Raw genomic sequence first — 16,683 nt, forward strand, 5'->3', positions numbered from 1 at the left:
TATGACAATACAGAAACTAAAGAATCTATATTATACTTACCCCCATCTAAACTTTATTATAGATCTAATCAACAGAAAAACTCAAATAGTTGAATTTTGTAAACAAAAGAGAGCGTAAAATATCTTGTGTAAATGCATAAAAGATTTCTGAATTGTATAGAAATAGGGAATGCCTTCCCTTATGATATTTAGTAACCACAGAAAACATCACAGGGGGCATTCCCCATGAATGAACTTACCACAGAAATTATCGCTGCACTAGCCCAAAAGCAAGATTTGGACGAAGTTTTTCGTCACCACCTCGAAATTGCGATTAACCAGCTGCTTCAAACCGAATTGGCAGAGTTTTTGGGTTACGAACGCTACTCATACGCTGGGATTAACACTGGTAATAACCGCAACGGCAGTTATGAGCGCTCGTTTGATACGAAGTACGGCCAACTTAACTTAACCATTCCTCGAGATCGCAATGGCCGGTTTGAAAATCATACCTTGCCAGCCTACGGTCGGCACAGTGATAATTTAGAAACAACGGTCATTCAGTTGTATACCAAGGGAATTACCACTGCTGAAATTGCCGAACTCATTGAGAAAATGTACGGTGCTCACTACTCCAAAGCCACGGTTTCCAACATGACTAAAGCTGTCAATGAACAGGTTCAAGCTTTCCAGCAACGTCGACTGGCTTCACAATATGCGGCCATCTTCTTAGATGCCACTTACTTGCCGTTAAAGCGGGATACCGTTCAAAAAGAAGCCGTTCATATTGCGATTGGCATTCGTCCAGATGGTACGAAAGAAGTGCTGAACTACCAAGTGGCGCCAACGGAATCGACTGGAATCTGGACTGAACTGCTGGGAACCTTGATCAAGCAGGGCGTTAAAGATGTGCTGTTGTTTATGGCCGATGGGTTAGTTGGTTTGGATGAAGGCTTGAATCGGCATTTCCCTAAAGCCAAACGACAACGTTGCCTGGTTCATGTTGGGCGGAATCTGATGAACAAAGTTCGCGTAAAAGACCGCAAGGCCGTGATCAGTGACTTTAAACAAGTTCATCGGGCCGCCAACCGTGAAGCAGCCGAACTGAAACTGAATGAGTTCGCCAACAACTGGCATCAGACCTATCCCAAATTAATCAAAGATGTGCTTAAAATGCCGAATTTACTCACTTTCATGGACTTTCCACCAGCTATCCGGCAATCACTATACTCCACTAACCTGATTGAGAACTTTAATAAGCATCTCAAACGCAACCCCAACCACAAAGAACAATTTCCAACGGAAGATTCACTGAATCGATTCCTGGTTTCTCAGTTTAATGTCTACAACGAGAAGTCCATGAAGCGAATCCATCGCGGATTCAACGGACTTCAGGACACCCTGGAATCATCCTTTACTTAAATTAACTACATATTATATGTACGGAGGTATTTCATTTACACAAGATTCTTGACGATATCCATATTTACTCAATAGATTAATATCAAATGGTGAAAATCAACGAAAAAAGGAGATCTATCAAGCGATCTCCTTCCCAATAAATCTCCTCTTACATAAAGTTATTTATGAACACTGATTTAAGCTAAGCTGCCGATATCACAATCTCACCATCCACTAAATCAGCCTTCAAGTTTTTGACATCTAAGTGGTCAAGGTAGAAATCCGTTACCTTATCACGAATTTGTTGTTCAATTACTCGCCGTAATGGCCGCGCACCCATTGCTTCATCATAGCCTTGTTCCATCAGCCAATCTTTGGCCGCTTTAGTTACCTCAAGTTTGATGGATTTTTTGGCTAACGTTTTTTGTACATCCGCCAACATCAAATCGACAATTTGACTTAAGTCTTGCTTAGTCAGATGTGAAAACTCCACGATTCCATTAAAACGGTTCAGAAATTCTGGGCGGAAAAATGGTGCTAACTTATCCATTAATGACTGATCTCGTTGCTTGTCACCACTTAATGCTTCATTACCAAAGCCAGCATTAGAAGTAGCGATAATAATCGTATTTTTGAAATTAATGACATTGCCTTGTCCATCCGTTAAGCGCCCATCATCCATCACTTGTAACAGTAACGTTAATACTTGTGGATCAGCCTTTTCAATTTCATCTAATAATACAATGGAATATGGATTACGCCGAACCCGTTCAGTTAGAGTATTAGCATTATCTTCATAGCCTACGTATCCAGCCGAGGTACCAATTAATTTCGACACAGCTGTACGATCAGCATATTCACTCATATCTAGCCGAATAATCGCATTTTTATTTCCAAACATATCTAAGGCTAATTGCTTAGCTAATTCAGTCTTTCCTACGCCAGTTGGGCCCACAAACAGAAAACTTCCAATTGGCTGATCACCCTCTGAAAAGCCCGCACGGTTACGCCGAATTGCCTTCGCTACCATTTCAACCGCTTCATCTTGACCGATTACCTTACTTTTCAGACGCTTATCAAGATTTTTCAAGTGCTCAATATCATTAGCGCCCATATCAGCAACTGGTATACCAGTTAAACGTTCAACCGATTGTGCCACATCATCAATCGTGGCAGTGATTTTTTCTTTTTGATCCGTTTTTTTAATTTTTTGCTTGGTTTCCTCGATCGACTTCTTGATATCAGCGGCTTTTGTAAAGTCCTCCGATTTAACGGCGGCCTCCTTAGCTGCCTCTAATTTTTTAACGCGTTGATCCAATGTCTCAACATCAGTTTGCGAATTTTTAGCCGCTAAATGAGCCGCAGTCATGTCGATCAAATCGATAGCTTTATCTGGCAAAGTGCGTTGTGGTATATATTGGATTGAATAATCCACAGCCGCCTTCAAAACATCATCTGGTAATACAACATGATGATGCTTTTCGTACAGCTTTTTAACACCTTGTAATATACGTAAAGTGTCAGCGGCCGTCGGTTCATTAATCACAACATCATTGAATCGCCGTGCCAAAGCCGCATTTTTCAAAATAGTATTGCGATATTCATCTTGAGTCGTAGCCCCGATTACAGTCAGCTCGCCACGTGACAAAGCAGGTTTAATGATATCAGCCAATCCCTTGCCACCGTCTTCACCACCAGTGGCACCCGTGCCGATAATCTGATGAATTTCATCGAAGAATAGAATAATATTACCAGCTGCTTTAACTTCCTTTACCAGCTGTTTAATATTCTCTTCAAAAGAACCGCGATATTGAGTTCCTGCTTCCAAAGACGATAAATCAATCGAATAGATTTCTTTATCTTGAATCGTTTCTGGAACTTTACCAGCCACAATTGCTTGTGCCAGACCTTCGACGACTGCAGTTTTACCTACACCGGCATCACCAACTAAGATTGGATTATTTTTCGTTCTACGACTCAAAATTTCTGCAGTTTCTTGAATCTCATTCTCACGTCCAATTACTGGATCTAGTAATCCATCACGAGCCTGTTCCGTCAAATTAGTCCCTAACTTTTCTAAAATCCCTCCTTTTTTAAAAGCCTGTTTACCATCTTTAGATACTTCTATTGTTTTATTATTTTGGGGTAGCTTACCAGTTGCTCGGTATTGAGCAAACTCATCTGGTGTCAACGATTTTCCATTAACTAAGTACCGTGCACGCTCCGAATTTTGATTATCCATGCGCCGAAATAATTGATTGAAAACATCATCCATATCATTGTTGAAAAAAGGATCATTTTCGTAGAAATTCGCCATAGTACAACACCTCCATAAAAATTTACACGTGTAACTTAGTGACCATAATATCCTTTAAAACTTCATCTAATTGTATCACGATTTTTATGTATGAGAGCGTAAAATATCTTTTATGCATTTACACAAGATATTTTACGCTCTCGTTTGTACTTTTCACACACTTAAACACACCAAGTTATTGTTCCCATGACAATAGCTTGGCGTGTTTTATTGTTTAAAAATGGCAAATAGAAAGTTTAATTTGATCAGTCTTGAAAACTTGAGCTGCTTTGATTTTTCCAGTACTAAGGTGTCCTCTGTAGGCGCAATTTTGTTAGTTGCTCTTTCCCATTTGTTTATGTGGATGGTTTGAATTTACAGGTCTACGCGACTCACACCGTAGAAAGTTATAATCAGAAGCCAACTTCAAAAATCTATCATGGAATAATAGTAGTATTGACAGCCTTATAATATAGTGTAGAATACTATTTATAGGGTTATCAAGACTATATGGAGGGAAAATGAAAAAAATTGGACTATTAGTCGATTCCGCATCAGATATTCCCGCGGAAATAAAAAATCAAGTAAATGTTGAAGTTGTTCCCTTAGTTGTGACAGCAAACAACCACGAGTATCTGGATCGTGTGACTATTCAACCTCAGGAAGTGTATCAACTAATTGAAGATGGTTATATTCCTAAAACAGCTAGTCCAACTCTTGGACTGGTATCACAATATATCAAAAAATTGCAGCAACGAGGTTATAAAAAAATCATTGCTATTACAATCTCCAGCGGCTTATCAGTTACAAATAAGGTTTTTAAAATAGCTTCTGAAAATGTCAATAACGCAATCATAACAGTTATTGATTCAAAAAGTATTGGTATTGGTAGTGGATTGATTGCAGCATACGCAGAAGACTTAATTAATGCTAATTATGATTACCAAGAAATCACTAAGCGAGTTCAACAGTCCGTGCTAAAAAGTAAAGTCTATTTTTATATTGCAACATTAAAATATCTTAGAATTGGCGGTAGGATTGGCAAAGTAGCTGGGATGGTGGGATCAGTTTTAAATATTAAACCAGTCATATCGTGCGACTCAGATGGCATATATTACCCAGTAGCAAAAGCTCGTTCTGAAAAGAAAGCAATTTCAAGGTTATTAAAGCTGGCTATCGAAGATGCTTCAACAAACGAAAGTTTTAGGCTTGCAGTCGCTCAGGGCAATGACAAAGCGATTTCAAGTCATGTACTAACCGAACTTAGAAATAGCTTTCCAAAACATACCATTTATACTGGTGATGTTTCCCCAGCATTATGTGTACACACAGGCCCAGGGCTAATTGGAATTGCAGTTCAGATTGATTAATATTTCTGTGCAAGGAGGATGACTAAGTTGCCTTTCGCTAAAAATAATTTCCCGAGATTACCGTTATGGAGCGAATTACCAAGCTTCAATTTACATTTGGATCAATTATTAGACATCACCAATTCTTTTGTTGAACCCATGATTGAGGAAAAAATTACCAAGACAATGATGCATAATTATTTTAAAGCAGGGATTATTGAGGCTCCAATCAAGAAGAGATATGCACGAAAACATTTGGCAGGAGCAATTGTGGTCGGTGTATGTAAAAATGTATTCTCACTATCAGAAATAGAGCAAGGATTGCGACTAATTCTTGCGGATACTTCACCTGCAGAAGGCTATGATAACTTTGTAAAAATATTTAATAACCAGAGTTCTCAAGAAACAATAAAAATGCCCCCTGTAGCCAATATTAGTTTAGAACCCACATCTACTATGCTTATACAGTATAGTGCGATTCAATCGGTTTGGTTTTGGTTTTTAGCAAGACGTCTTATTCAGAAAAATCAGGATCTATAGGAAAATTATTACGTATTTTTGTATATGATATTTTAGTTATATGGTAGATTGCAAATTTAATCCGAATTTTTGGACAAATTTGTCAGCATAGCCTGATACGGTGTTTGCCAGTCGAGTATTTTAAGCGGTCGCTGGTTAATTTGGAGTAACGTCGTCGTTAAATCTTGAGCACTAATGTGCTCAAAACGAGTCCCTTTAGGATAAAAATAACGTAAATTCCGATTAAAGCGTTCATTACTACCACGTTCAGCTGGAGTATAAGCATGGCAGTAATAGGTCTTAATACCATATTGTGATTCAAGTGATACTAGCCCACTAAACTCAGTGCCACGGTCCACAGTAAAGCTGTGCACCGGACCATTAAAAGTGGTTAGGAACTTAGTTAGTGCTTCATTAACAGTCGCTGTCGTCCGATCTTTTAACCGGTATGCCCAAAGGAACCGTGATTTGTGATCGATTAAAGTTAATAAAACTGCCTTACTATTCCCACGAGGACCAACGAATGTATCTAGTTCAAAATCGCCGATGCGATTACGTTGATTAATCATCATGGGACGCTATTCAATTGATCGCCCCAAAGATTGATTATATTTGGATCGTTGGTCAACGTTACGCCGTTGGCGTACGCCATGTTCAGGTAGATCATTCAAGGGGAAACCAATTCTCCCCTGATTTAGCCGATTATAAATAGATTTAGTAGCTAGTTTAAATTCGTGAGCAATCATTCCTGGTGACCAGCTTAGACGTAAATGGTTGAGAATTTTTTGCTTTAACTCATCGCTCAGCTTAGTTTTCCGACCACATCGTGATCGCTTGTATTCGGCATCTGTTTGTGCTAATTCAGCCTGATAAGGTTGACATCGAGATAATTCATAAGAAATTGTTGACGGTGATCGGTTCAGCCGAACGCCCATTTGGATATTGGACAGCCCTAGTTCACAAAAGGTTTCGATTTTAATTCGTTCGGAATAGGTTATACTAGACAAAAGATCAGCTCCTAAAAGATTGGTTTGTGGTAAACACCATTTTAAAGGAAGCTGATCTTTTTTGTCCGAACAGCGTTCGGATTAATTTTACAATCTACCAAATAAATATTAGGGTCATAATATACAAGATATTCCTTAATTGACGATTGTTCATTATTTAATTGCTCCTATATACCACTTAATCTTTTTGTTAAGTGGTGTTTTATGATAATAAATTGTTTTCCTATCGAGTCAATTTTAAAACCACCATACTATCTTGTAGCTTGCTATTTTACAAGCATAAAAATTTGGGCTGATGGTTTATTAAAATTCTATCTATCCTCACATGAAGAAGCTAACATAAATATTAAGACTTATTCTCTGGTATACTGAACCTGAATAATAATTGCCAAAATCAGTACAGGCATTAAAAGATCTTATTAATTATAGTTATACTTGATTAATATTGTTAGAACACCTATTGTGAAAACACTAAAGACACTACCTGCAATGCCCAAACCGCTTAAGCCTACAGTGGCCACGACATGTCCTCCAATTGCAGATCCGGTAGCAACTCCAACATTTGAAAAAATTGAATTAAAAGAAGAAGCTAAAACCAATGATTGGGGATAATTTTGTTTGGCAATATCCATGTAATACAATTGCATGGGTGAGTTAGAAATAGACATTGTTAAAGCCATTATGAGAATGGCACTGATTTTTAGCCATGTTAAATTTCCACTTATGAATATAAGAAAGATACTCATAGCTTGAAGAATAAAAAATTTTTTTAAATTGCGTTTCCATTTCATGTTTGCTATACGCCCACTCACTTGGTTGCTTACCAATCCACATAGTCCGTACAAAAATAGAACAATTATGACATTATTGTGGGAGAAACTTAACTCTTTAATTAATATTGGCTTCAAATAGGTATAAATGATATAAATGGCACTAAAATTAAAGACCGGGACCAGAATACCCCAGATGATTCTTTTGTCTTTTAAGATAGCTAACTGTTTGAATATATTATGTGTTCCATTTTGTGTTAAATTATGAGGTAGCAAATAGAAAACTACGATAGTAATAAAGACTGAGGCAAAAAAAATTGTCCAAAAAGTTAATCGCCAGTTAAGGTTATCACTTATCCAAGTACCTAAAGGTACGCCAAAAACTGAAGCGATACTGAAGCCTGAGAACACCCAAGATATTAGCCAAGCTCTTTTTCTCTGAGGAGCAATTGCAGCTGCAAAGGTAACAGCAGTCGACATCAGAGGCCCAGATGATAGGGCTGTTATAATTCTACTCATAAGTAGTACATTAAAATTACTAGCTATAGCTGTCAATAAGTTTCCAAATGAAAAAATCAGCATAAAAAAGAGCATAACTTTATGCAAAGCGATACTACCAATAGATAAGTTAATTATTGGTGTTGCAACTGCATAAACGATTGCAAATATGGTTACGAGTGCCCCAATGTCTGCGATAGAAACTCTAAAATCTGTCGATAAATTATTTATAATTCCTATTATAATAAATTGACTCAAACCCATTGTGAACGTTAGAAATGTTAATAATATGCATTGAAGGTTGATTTTCTTTTTCATATGACCACCTTATTAAGAGATACACTAAAAAAGTTATATAAAAAGCCAATTTTTGATTAACATCAAATGAAAAATGTTATCAAAAAGTTGGCTTTTTCCTACCGATTATGTGGAATTAAATCATGTAACTGTTTAAAATCAGGAATAAGATCATAAGCGTGAGTTTTAGCTTCCATGACCGCGTTTATTTGTTGTTTAATCCTTTCGGTATCTTCCTCATCGGTATAACTAACCCAGTTGATATGCTCTAACCAATCAATATAGGCATGCTTTCCTTTTCCATAACTATTTCCAAATAACAAGCAAGGTGTTCCTGTTAAAACGGAAAATACCATTGCATGCCAGCGATCTGTAATAATTATTTCCTGGTGCGAGAATAGTTCTAGTTCTGAATCAAATAATGCCTCCCGAGTAACAGGTGTTATCTTTTGTGGTTCGTCTAGAACGGTATCAACTCTTTTTACAGGGCGTTCATTTCCTAAAATATCTTTTATATTGTCAATCGTACTTTTTTTAACAACTTTTTCTGAATCATGCCGTAAAACGAATAAAGCCCCATTTCGATTGAACTCCCAGTTGACAGATTTCATATATAAAACCATATCAGGTGTAAAAATGACTTTATTGTTGAAAGTAGTCTGCATTCTATGGTAACTCTGTGCATCTCGAGCTACTAGAACTAAATTGGGGTTTTTTTGGTAAGCCTCTTGACTTAACTTTTGTTCATAAAGTCCAGCTTCATTGTCTTCAAAATGAATAGACTGTGGGAATGAGATGGTTAGGTTATCAGTAAAAGTTGAAAATACTTTTCGGCGTGCTCGCTCGTGATTAAGATAAAGATTTCCCATGTTTCCACCACCAGTAAAGGCAACAATATCTTGTTTAGTTATACATTGCTTAACAACTGGAATAGCCGCATCATCATCTTCCTCTACTATTTCAATATATTGGTAATCTGGAAACTCAGCTTCAATATATTTTCGTTCGGCTAATGATATTGCCTGGTCACCAAGATTGGTATAGCTAGGAACACCAAACATAAAAAATTTTGGCTGATTATTTTTAGGCAATTCGTGTACAACGTTATTAGGATTGATATAAAAGTTAGCCATATTATTTTCCTCCTTCTAATTTTATTTGCTGGAACTTTCCTGATAGGATTTTTTCATTTTCTCTTGATTAATAACAGTCAAGGAAAGAAATAAACTGCACCCATTTGTTATGGCAAATACAAAAAAGACAGTGGCTGTTCCTAAAGCATTAATTAGCAATGGGTAAACTAAGCTAATTGAAAAATTAGTGATCCATGTGGTTGCCGTAGCAATTGACATAAATCTAGCTTTGACACTATTAGGGAACATTTCTGCCATAATCAACCAAGTAACAGGGCTAACAATACCTTGATGGTTCGCTAGAAATAGGACAAGCATTGCTAGAACCAAAGTACTTGTAACTACCTGTGGCAGCATGTTTGCGTGCATAATAACCCCTAACAACGCTAAAAAGATAATATTACCCATTAACCCAATTTTTAACATTTTCAGATGGTTGTGATTGGCAATCATTCTGGTTCCAAAGATACTAGCGATGACAGATGTTAAGCCGATTAGTATATTCGCATACAAAGAACCCCGTTCTCCCATACCAACCTTTTCTAACAAGATAGTGCCATAATACATAACTGTATTAATACCCGATACTTGTTGAATCAAGGCAATAATGATTCCAATCAAGAGTAAGTAGACTAATCGTTTATTCGAAAAGATTTGGTCCCAAGTGAGCTTTGTCTCTGTTTTGATATTCTTTTTACGTCCATCAATGATCCTGTTAGCAGTTTGTTTTTTGAAGCCTAGTCGATGAGCTAAATTGCGTGCTCTTTTTAAATGCCCTCTTTGTACTAACCAGTTAGGACTTCTAGCAATATTGAATGAATTAATCCATAAGATAATAGAGGGGACACATGCCATTAAAATCATAACGCGCCAAATTGGATCCCAGTCACCCCATAGACTGCCTAAAAGGGCGTTCATAATAAACGCTACTAGTTGCCCTAAAACGATAAAAATTGCATTCTTATTGACGTTGCTAGCACGAACTTCTCTTGGAGATATTTCTGCAAGATACATTGGAGAAAGACTTGAGGCAGCACCAACAGCTAGTCCCAGGATAAACCTAAATGTGGTCATAAAGATATAATTGAATGATAATGCGCAACATACAGTTGCCAGTGTAAAGATAACTGCAACCCAACGAAGTGTAACCTTTCTGCCATATTTATCAGCATATTTTCCACATAGGAATGCACCAAGGCAAGCCCCTAAGACTAAAGAGCTTGACACGATTCCCTGACGGGAAGGAGTTAGATTTAATTGACTAGTCTTGCTCATAAAAGCCAAAGCTCCATTGATAACACCAGTATCATACCCAAATAGGAATCCTCCCAAAGATATGACGTAAACACTGTAATTTAATAATCCATATTTTCTTCCACTTCTATTTTGCATAGCCAATTCGTCCACTTCTTTCAGCTTGTTAATAATTAGAGTGGCTTTACATGAAATTAAAGTAAAACATTTATAAAAAAAGCCAATTACTACAGTAATTGACCAGCCAATAACAACCATGGATTCATTTAAAAGATTGTTAAAAAGTTTAACATATAGGGAAAAATTTATCTTGTGCTACGACTTAAAAAGAAAGAAACTACAGCAACAACAATTACTGCTCCAATAATTGAAGGAATAATTGCCATTCCGGCTAATTGAGGGCCCCAAGATCCGAGTATAGCTTCTCCAATAGAGGAACCAACTAATCCGGCAACAATATTAGCAATCCACCCCATTGATTTTCCTTTGCTAGTAATTGCTCCAGCAATAGCACCAATGATGGCACCAATAATTAAAACCCATAACCAATGCATAAAACATCATCCTCTCTTATTTTTCGAAGGATGTTTTTTAGATTTGTTATAGTTTTGAATTTCTTTAAAAATGGCTAATAAAAGTTGAGATATAGAAATGATAATTGATATTTTTGACCAAAGTCTAAATCTTTTCATATGAAATCCTCCATTATCTAAATTGCATCCTTCTAAATCTAATTATAAGGTAGATTGCAAATTTGTCCAAAAATTCGGATTAAATTTGCAATCTACCTTATAAGTGTCATTCACACTATCTCTTGTAGGATCTCCTTATTAGACAAGCAAATTAAAATGTGGAATAATACTGTTGTAACAAATACATTATGGGAGGTTATATTATGAGTCTAGATGACAAGATTGATAGCACCAAAGATAAGGTAAGTGGAAAAGCTAAAGACGTTGAAGGCAAGGCTACGAACGACAAGGCCCGCGAAGCTGAAGGTAAGGGTCAAGGTATTCTAGGTAAGGCTAAAGATAAACTGTCAGATGCCAAAGATGCTGTTAAAGATACGGTTGATAACGTAAAGGAAAAGTTAGATAAAGACGATAAATAAATTATCATTTTTAAGAAGACCAAAATCTGGTCTTCTTTTATTTTTTCACGCTTGTTACCCTGTTTTTTCTCCACACTGTAATACGCGGCTTATGTGGTCGCTGCGGCTGTTTACGTTACCACCGTCCATCTTTAAGCTGATGTTCTAAGTCACCCAAGCAACGTGGATGTAAGCTGATTCCTGAGACAACTAGCTAATAATTTTAGCGATTGCTTTATTGCTGAGGTTGATAAAAAGGGTCTCCCTGGGGGTGGGTGGCCAAGTATTGCTCAAAGTTATTCTGAGTGATGGCGTCCAAATCTTTAACTGAGTTAGTTGTAATCGTCTTGACGGTCTTTAATTGTCGTGCGACTTGGCGATCAGCAGCCTCGGTTAACTTGTGAATCCCGGTAATGATCACTAAAACCGGTTTAACCTGGCCAGTCACTTCTACCCAAGCTAATTGACCAATCGCAAGATTCTTCCCCATGGTTTTGTGATGGCGAACCCGCCATTGATAACTTTTAAGACTAAAATAATGATTCTTATTCACATGATGGCCGTTAATAACGGTTTCGATATGATGAGTTGATGCCATAAAATTCCTCCATTCTGTTAATAACCAACTTAGAGTTAATCAGCTAAGGCCTCCTAAAAAACTACGTAAAATATTTTTTGCTTTTTTATTTACCAAGATAAACTTAAGGAGGTAACTTCAATTAAGCTACTTTGCCGAAAATATTGTTAACGGATAAAGTCTCTTCTCAACGGAAGAGATTTTATTGATTAACCAAGCCGCTTATAATATACATCGTACACCTAAGTGTACAAAATTTATCTCGGTAAAATATGCGTAATTGGACTGCTCATCACCCTATGGGCGGGCTTTTTGCGTATATTGATATCAAGTTGTTTAGCTAGGGCCTACCCTATTGTAACTAATGCGAACGGAGAGTATTGTTAGTTACATATAAGTGACCCGTAATCATTCTCAGATTGGTTTCGGTAAATAATCATTGGGATTTGCACATGACTTTGGCTTCTTAAGGTTCTAAGGATCTTATCGCTATTGAAATCTGATTAGTTCCATTTCTGGTTAACATGCATATATAATAGGGAGAAACTCATTTAGAAAGATTAATGAACCATCAATACATTTTCTAACGAGTTGACCAGTAGCACCAATTATTGATTGTCTTCAGCATTTGTTTCATATCCTTTCAGGCATCGGAAATGGCGTCACTGAAAAACCGCTCTGTCTCCAAAGGAGTGTGGGTGTTCATGAATCTTTGGATTTATGTTGAGATCTGGTTACTGAACAGCGTTAAAAAAGTTGTTGCTGTTTTGAATACTAAGATACATCTGATCATAAGGACAAAAAAAGTATGTAGAAAATTTGTAAAAGTAAGAATTGTACAGGCACAAGAATGACTATACAAACCTTTCCCTAGTTACGTCAAAGTATTTTACACAAACTGATACTATAAAATCAGGAAAAAGGAGAGCGCCTAATGGGCTTAGTTTTTCGCCGCACCATCAGCGATAAAATTTTTATTACTGCTTTAATTTGCGCGGGATTGAGTTTTTTGATTGGGACGCCACGGTTTACCGATATTAACTGGAACACGATTGGAACGCTCTTATCGCTTATGATCGGGGTTCAGTTATTACGAACCATGCATATTTTGGATGCATTAAGTAACTGGCTTTTAGTCAAATCACAACATACTCGACAGATGACGCAATTTTTTATCTTATTGGCATTCGGTGGATCAATGATTTTAACCAATGACATTGCTATCCTAACTTTAGTTCCCACCTTTATGACAGTAAATCGGCATCAGAAGGGAGCAATTGCTTACCCATTAACTCTAATCGTGATGGCGGCCAATCTTGGAAGTTCATTTACACCTATTGGGAATCCTCAAAATTTGTTCCTTGTGACATCTTATCACATTGATATATTAACCTTTTTCAAATTATCGGCTCCTCTGATGATTGCCAGTCTGATTCTTCTGGTAGCGTTAAGCTTGTGGGTACCACGAAAGTCCTTAACGATGGTTCCCGCAAAATCAACTACCATTCATGTTAGTCAAATTGGTATTGCAACTTCCCTGATTGGGTTTATTATGCTCGGAATTTTTAACTTGATACCAATTTCATTAGTTATTATTGTTACTATTATTGTTGGTTTGAGAATTGATTGGCACGTCTTTCAACATGTTGATTACGCTTTGCTCTTAACATTCGTCTGCTTTTTCCTTTTTGTTAGTGCTATTAGTCACAACTCCTATATTACTCTCTGGTTAAATCAGCTAATGCAAACACCGCAGAGCGTTTATATTGCTAGCCTAATGACTAGCCAAGCGATTAGTAACGTTCCAGCCGCTATCTTACTGGCCAATTTTACAAAGTACTTACCAGCCTTATTCCTAGGTGTTAACATAGGTGGATTGGGATCAATTGTGGCCTCCCTTGCAAATTTGCTTGCAGTAAAACAATTATTGCTGTTTAGCGAAGAACAGTCATTGTGGCATTTCCTTAAAGTGTTCACTGTGTTAAATCTGATTGGTTTATTAATTTTGGGTGTTTTTGGATGGCTTTACTTGTTAATGTGAGCACGGTAGCCACCATAAACAATTAAAGTTTCTTGAAAGGTGCTCTTTCAATCTGAAGTTGAAGTCTCTTAATCAAGCAAACTAGACACAAAACTCATGAAGGTCCATTCACGAGTTTAGCGCAAGCTTTTCAATCTACTTCAGTAGAACGCTCTGATGCTTTACGTATAATGACATAAAATGGAGATAAAATATGAATTGGCAAAAAGTTTGGGCAGTCAACAAATATTGGGTAATGTCTAAATCACAGCAACAATATGATTACATTCGTTTACTGGCGAAGAATAATCAATGGACGCCACAAAAGACACAAGAACTAGGGAACATCATTGACTCACTTGAATCGGTTTCGCCAACAAAACAAACATTAACAACAACGTATCAACATATTTGGGGATATTTCAAAAAAAAATGTACCGATGAAGAGTTACATCAGTATTTAAGATTATTAGATAATTTGCAACCGAACAATGATAAACTAGGACCTTTTTTGGCCCAATTAACTAACAAGTACCAAATTGATTACCTTCAAAAGTCTAGAATTATAATTGAGCTTAACGAAAGAAAAGACTAGTCTGTTTTTACAAAGTAAATTTTAAATTCTCCCAAAATTACAGACTCATTATATAATACAGGACAACAGATGAAATTTAAGGCTTAGCGTAAAGTTTAAGTGGGTAAATTATCAGAAACAAAAAGGGAGCGATCCCTACTCATGCTAGAATGTTAATGACAAATCAACCAGCTAGCAATTAGGAGGAATCACTCTTGAACTCTATCTTACAACAAATCATCACAGAAATGATGACATCATTTGGAAACTCTGCCTTTGATTTACTGACAGGAAAGTTAGACTTTGCCAATCTAGTCATCGAAACTCAAAAAAGTTTTGGAAAGACTCTTTGTCAATTACTTGGTGTCATGCTGGAACAACAAGATCAGGTTTTGGCGGATTCTTCCTACCGGAAGCAGTTTTTTAAAATCAAAGGTATGCGTGAACGCCATGTCGATACCAGCATTGGCACTGTATCTTTTCGCCGTCGGTACTATGAAGATGTTCGTACCAATGAACGCATCTTTTTGCTTGATGAGCAGATCGGCCTTGAAAAAAGTAATCGGCTCAGTCTCGACCTCAAGGCCAAGTTATTAGAACCTGTCTAGTATCTGCTGAATCTGGTAGAATTGTGGAAAAACGACTGAGGAGTTTGTCATGCCAGATTATCCAAGCAATATTTCTCGAGCGCAATTTGCGTTAATACAACCTGATTTAGAAAACTTCCGCAAGCATACAAGACCGCGTCGTTGTGATCTTTATGACGTATTCAATGCCATCCTTTACTCGCTTACTACAGGGTGTCAATGGCGTGAATTACCGCACGATTTCCCGGAATGGCACACTGTCTACCGCTATTACGATATGTGGCGAGATAAACCAGACCCGACAGCTGATTCGCTATTAGAAAGGCTTTTAAAAAAACTGTTGCTTCCTATCGCTTTGCACAGGGCCGATCGGCCCGAACGTCGTTTGTGATTGTTGATGCTCAAAGTGTTAAAACCACTGATTTAACGAAAAATAGTGGCTACGATGGCGGCAAAAAGATTTCAGGGATTAAGCGTCATATGGCGGTTGATATTAATGGTTTACCACAAGCCATTCTCGTGACACGAGCTAATGTATCAGATCGTTCAGGTGCATTGGCTATGTTTAGTTTGGCTAGCCAAACTTTAGAGCTCGTTCAGCATGTCATGGTTGATGGTGGCTACACTGGCAATGACTTTGCGGATCAGGTGAAGCTCATTTTGAATGCTAAGACGACGGTAGCTAAACGCAACGAGTTGCATATGTTCACGGTGCTACCGCAACGATGGATCGTTGAACGTTCATGGAGTTGGCTAGACAAATGTCGGCGACTTTGGAAAAACTGTGAACGCGCCCTTAACAGCAGTCTTCAAATGGTTGTATTGGCCTTCCTGAAGATAGTTCTTAAAAGATACTAGACAGGTTCTCAGAACTGCTCATTGCTGCACTTGTCTGTTTCTTGTCAGACTCAATTGTGTCTTGGCTAATTGCCGCTTGTCCGCTCGCATCGTTCTGGTGTGAGGATGGATCGGATTTTGGCGCCGCACGGTCATGTTCGGTGATGTTTGTCTCACCGTTGTCGGCTACAGGGACAACGGCGCTGCCGACCTGGGTCAGCATCAACATCGCCAACATGACGATATGGATCAACTTCTTAGGCATCTGTGCGCCTCCTTCCATTGTTTCTGGCGTCTCTCTTCTTCCAACACCAGCTTAACAAGTTGACCCCGCGCAAAGGAATGATAATGTTCGTTATTTAACAAGATATTTTTAACAGTTCATACTTATTGACATTATAGGTATTAATCTGTACATATAATGTAAAAAGCTCTATTTATAGGTAAATAAGGTCTTCAAACCCAAAAGTAGCCTTGAAACAGCTGGCGTATTGC

The 16,683-nt window shown here is 37.6% G+C and carries 14 protein-coding genes and 2 pseudogenes; 8 read left to right on the plus strand and 8 right to left on the minus strand.

Annotated elements, in window-relative coordinates:
• The first annotated feature begins 225 nt into the window (after positions 1-225).
• Positions 226-1,401 carry an IS256 family transposase gene (locus tag IV80_RS03365; RefSeq protein ID WP_057749528.1) on the plus strand — a complete coding sequence of 392 codons (1,176 nt, stop codon included), beginning with the start codon at positions 226-228 and terminating at the stop codon, positions 1,399-1,401.
• Between the two features lie 181 nt (positions 1,402-1,582).
• Here IV80_RS03365 and clpL read toward each other — a convergent pair whose 3' ends face one another.
• On the minus strand, positions 1,583-3,697 hold the full coding sequence (clpL, locus tag IV80_RS03370) for an ATP-dependent protease ClpL (RefSeq protein WP_057749531.1): 2,115 nt from the start codon (positions 3,695-3,697) through the stop codon (positions 1,583-1,585).
• A gap of 500 nt (positions 3,698-4,197) precedes the next feature.
• On the opposite strand from clpL, the gene IV80_RS03375 reads away from it, so the two are divergent.
• Both IV80_RS03375 and IV80_RS03380 read left to right on the plus strand, forming a co-directional pair.
• The gene (locus IV80_RS03375; RefSeq protein WP_057749536.1) at positions 4,198-5,046 is read left to right on the plus strand and encodes a DegV family protein; all 849 of its coding nucleotides are present in this window, start codon (positions 4,198-4,200) and stop codon (positions 5,044-5,046) included.
• Positions 5,047-5,073: 27 nt separating this feature from the next.
• Positions 5,074-5,565 carry a DUF1836 domain-containing protein gene (locus IV80_RS03380; RefSeq protein WP_057749539.1) on the plus strand — a complete coding sequence of 164 codons (492 nt, stop codon included), beginning with the start codon at positions 5,074-5,076 and terminating at the stop codon, positions 5,563-5,565.
• A 56-nt stretch (positions 5,566-5,621) separates the two neighbouring features.
• Here IV80_RS03380 and IV80_RS09950 read toward each other — a convergent pair.
• From IV80_RS09950 to IV80_RS03410, 5 genes and pseudogenes are all read right to left on the minus strand, one after another.
• Positions 5,622-6,551: pseudogene (locus tag IV80_RS09950) on the minus strand (IS30 family transposase).
• Between the two features lie 419 nt (positions 6,552-6,970).
• Entirely contained in the window at positions 6,971-8,137 is a 1,167-nt protein-coding gene (locus tag IV80_RS03395) for an MFS transporter (RefSeq protein ID WP_057749548.1), read from the minus strand.
• Positions 8,138-8,235: 98 nt separating this feature from the next.
• Entirely contained in the window at positions 8,236-9,249 is a 1,014-nt protein-coding gene (locus tag IV80_RS03400; protein ID WP_057749551.1) for a polysaccharide pyruvyl transferase family protein, read from the minus strand.
• A gap of 21 nt (positions 9,250-9,270) precedes the next feature.
• Positions 9,271-10,641: a sugar porter family MFS transporter gene (locus IV80_RS03405; RefSeq protein WP_057750052.1), complete on the minus strand. Its 1,371-nt coding sequence runs from the start codon at positions 10,639-10,641 to the stop codon at positions 9,271-9,273.
• A gap of 167 nt (positions 10,642-10,808) precedes the next feature.
• Entirely contained in the window at positions 10,809-11,057 is a 249-nt protein-coding gene (locus IV80_RS03410; RefSeq protein ID WP_016511904.1) for a GlsB/YeaQ/YmgE family stress response membrane protein, read from the minus strand.
• Positions 11,058-11,398: 341 nt separating this feature from the next.
• Between IV80_RS03410 and IV80_RS03415 the strand changes: the two genes are divergently transcribed.
• Positions 11,399-11,614 carry a CsbD family protein gene (locus IV80_RS03415; RefSeq protein ID WP_057749553.1) on the plus strand — a complete coding sequence of 72 codons (216 nt, stop codon included), beginning with the start codon at positions 11,399-11,401 and terminating at the stop codon, positions 11,612-11,614.
• A gap of 214 nt (positions 11,615-11,828) precedes the next feature.
• Here IV80_RS03415 and IV80_RS03420 read toward each other — a convergent pair whose 3' ends face one another.
• Positions 11,829-12,191 carry a DUF5839 family protein gene (locus IV80_RS03420; RefSeq protein WP_222591533.1) on the minus strand — a complete coding sequence of 121 codons (363 nt, stop codon included), beginning with the start codon at positions 12,189-12,191 and terminating at the stop codon, positions 11,829-11,831.
• Positions 12,192-13,104: 913 nt separating this feature from the next.
• On the opposite strand from IV80_RS03420, the gene IV80_RS03425 reads away from it, so the two are divergent.
• The 4 genes from IV80_RS03425 (at position 13,105) to IV80_RS09965 (ending at position 16,209) form a co-directional block, all read left to right on the plus strand.
• A complete protein-coding gene (locus IV80_RS03425; RefSeq protein WP_057749556.1) occupies positions 13,105-14,211 on the plus strand; it encodes an SLC13 family permease in 1,107 nt (368 codons plus the stop codon).
• A 193-nt stretch (positions 14,212-14,404) separates the two neighbouring features.
• Entirely contained in the window at positions 14,405-14,785 is a 381-nt protein-coding gene (locus tag IV80_RS03430; protein WP_022669518.1) for a DUF1722 domain-containing protein, read from the plus strand.
• Between the two features lie 194 nt (positions 14,786-14,979).
• Entirely contained in the window at positions 14,980-15,372 is a 393-nt protein-coding gene (locus tag IV80_RS03435) for a UPF0236 family transposase-like protein (RefSeq protein ID WP_057749559.1), read from the plus strand.
• Positions 15,373-15,421: 49 nt separating this feature from the next.
• Positions 15,422-16,209, plus strand: a protein-coding gene (locus IV80_RS09965; protein WP_147186374.1) for an IS5 family transposase whose coding sequence is annotated in 2 segments (ribosomal slippage) — positions 15,422-15,689 and positions 15,689-16,209 — 789 coding nt in all. Because the reading frame shifts where the segments join, the coding sequence is not laid out codon by codon here.
• Between the two features lie 4 nt (positions 16,210-16,213).
• On the opposite strand, the pseudogene IV80_RS03450 reads toward IV80_RS09965, so the two are convergent.
• A pseudogene (locus tag IV80_RS03450) lies at positions 16,214-16,453 on the minus strand (hypothetical protein); the annotation flags it as partial.
• Between the last annotated feature and the right edge of the window lie 230 nt (positions 16,454-16,683).

The organism is Pediococcus cellicola (genome assembly GCF_001438655.1).
Classification (GTDB): Bacteria; Bacillota; Bacilli; order Lactobacillales; family Lactobacillaceae; genus Pediococcus; species Pediococcus cellicola.

Excerpts from the sequence above, each read along its gene's own strand:
- IV80_RS03430 (WP_022669518.1), top strand. The coding sequence starts at position 14,405 with ATGAATTGGCAAAAAGTTTGGGCAGTCAACAAATATTGGGTAATGTCT.
- IV80_RS03375 (WP_057749536.1), top strand. The coding sequence starts at position 4,198 with ATGAAAAAAATTGGACTATTAGTCGATTCCGCATCAGATATTCCCGCG.
- IV80_RS03410 (WP_016511904.1), bottom strand. The coding sequence starts at position 11,057 with ATGCATTGGTTATGGGTTTTAATTATTGGTGCCATCATTGGTGCTATT.
- clpL (WP_057749531.1), bottom strand. The coding sequence starts at position 3,697 with ATGGCGAATTTCTACGAAAATGATCCTTTTTTCAACAATGATATGGAT.
- IV80_RS03415 (WP_057749553.1), top strand. The coding sequence starts at position 11,399 with ATGAGTCTAGATGACAAGATTGATAGCACCAAAGATAAGGTAAGTGGA.
- IV80_RS03405 (WP_057750052.1), bottom strand. The coding sequence starts at position 10,641 with ATGCAAAATAGAAGTGGAAGAAAATATGGATTATTAAATTACAGTGTT.
- IV80_RS03365 (WP_057749528.1), top strand. The coding sequence starts at position 226 with ATGAATGAACTTACCACAGAAATTATCGCTGCACTAGCCCAAAAGCAA.
- IV80_RS03400 (WP_057749551.1), bottom strand. The coding sequence starts at position 9,249 with ATGGCTAACTTTTATATCAATCCTAATAACGTTGTACACGAATTGCCT.
- IV80_RS03395 (WP_057749548.1), bottom strand. The coding sequence starts at position 8,137 with ATGAAAAAGAAAATCAACCTTCAATGCATATTATTAACATTTCTAACG.
- IV80_RS03420 (WP_222591533.1), bottom strand. The coding sequence starts at position 12,191 with ATGGCATCAACTCATCATATCGAAACCGTTATTAACGGCCATCATGTG.
- IV80_RS03425 (WP_057749556.1), top strand. The coding sequence starts at position 13,105 with ATGGGCTTAGTTTTTCGCCGCACCATCAGCGATAAAATTTTTATTACT.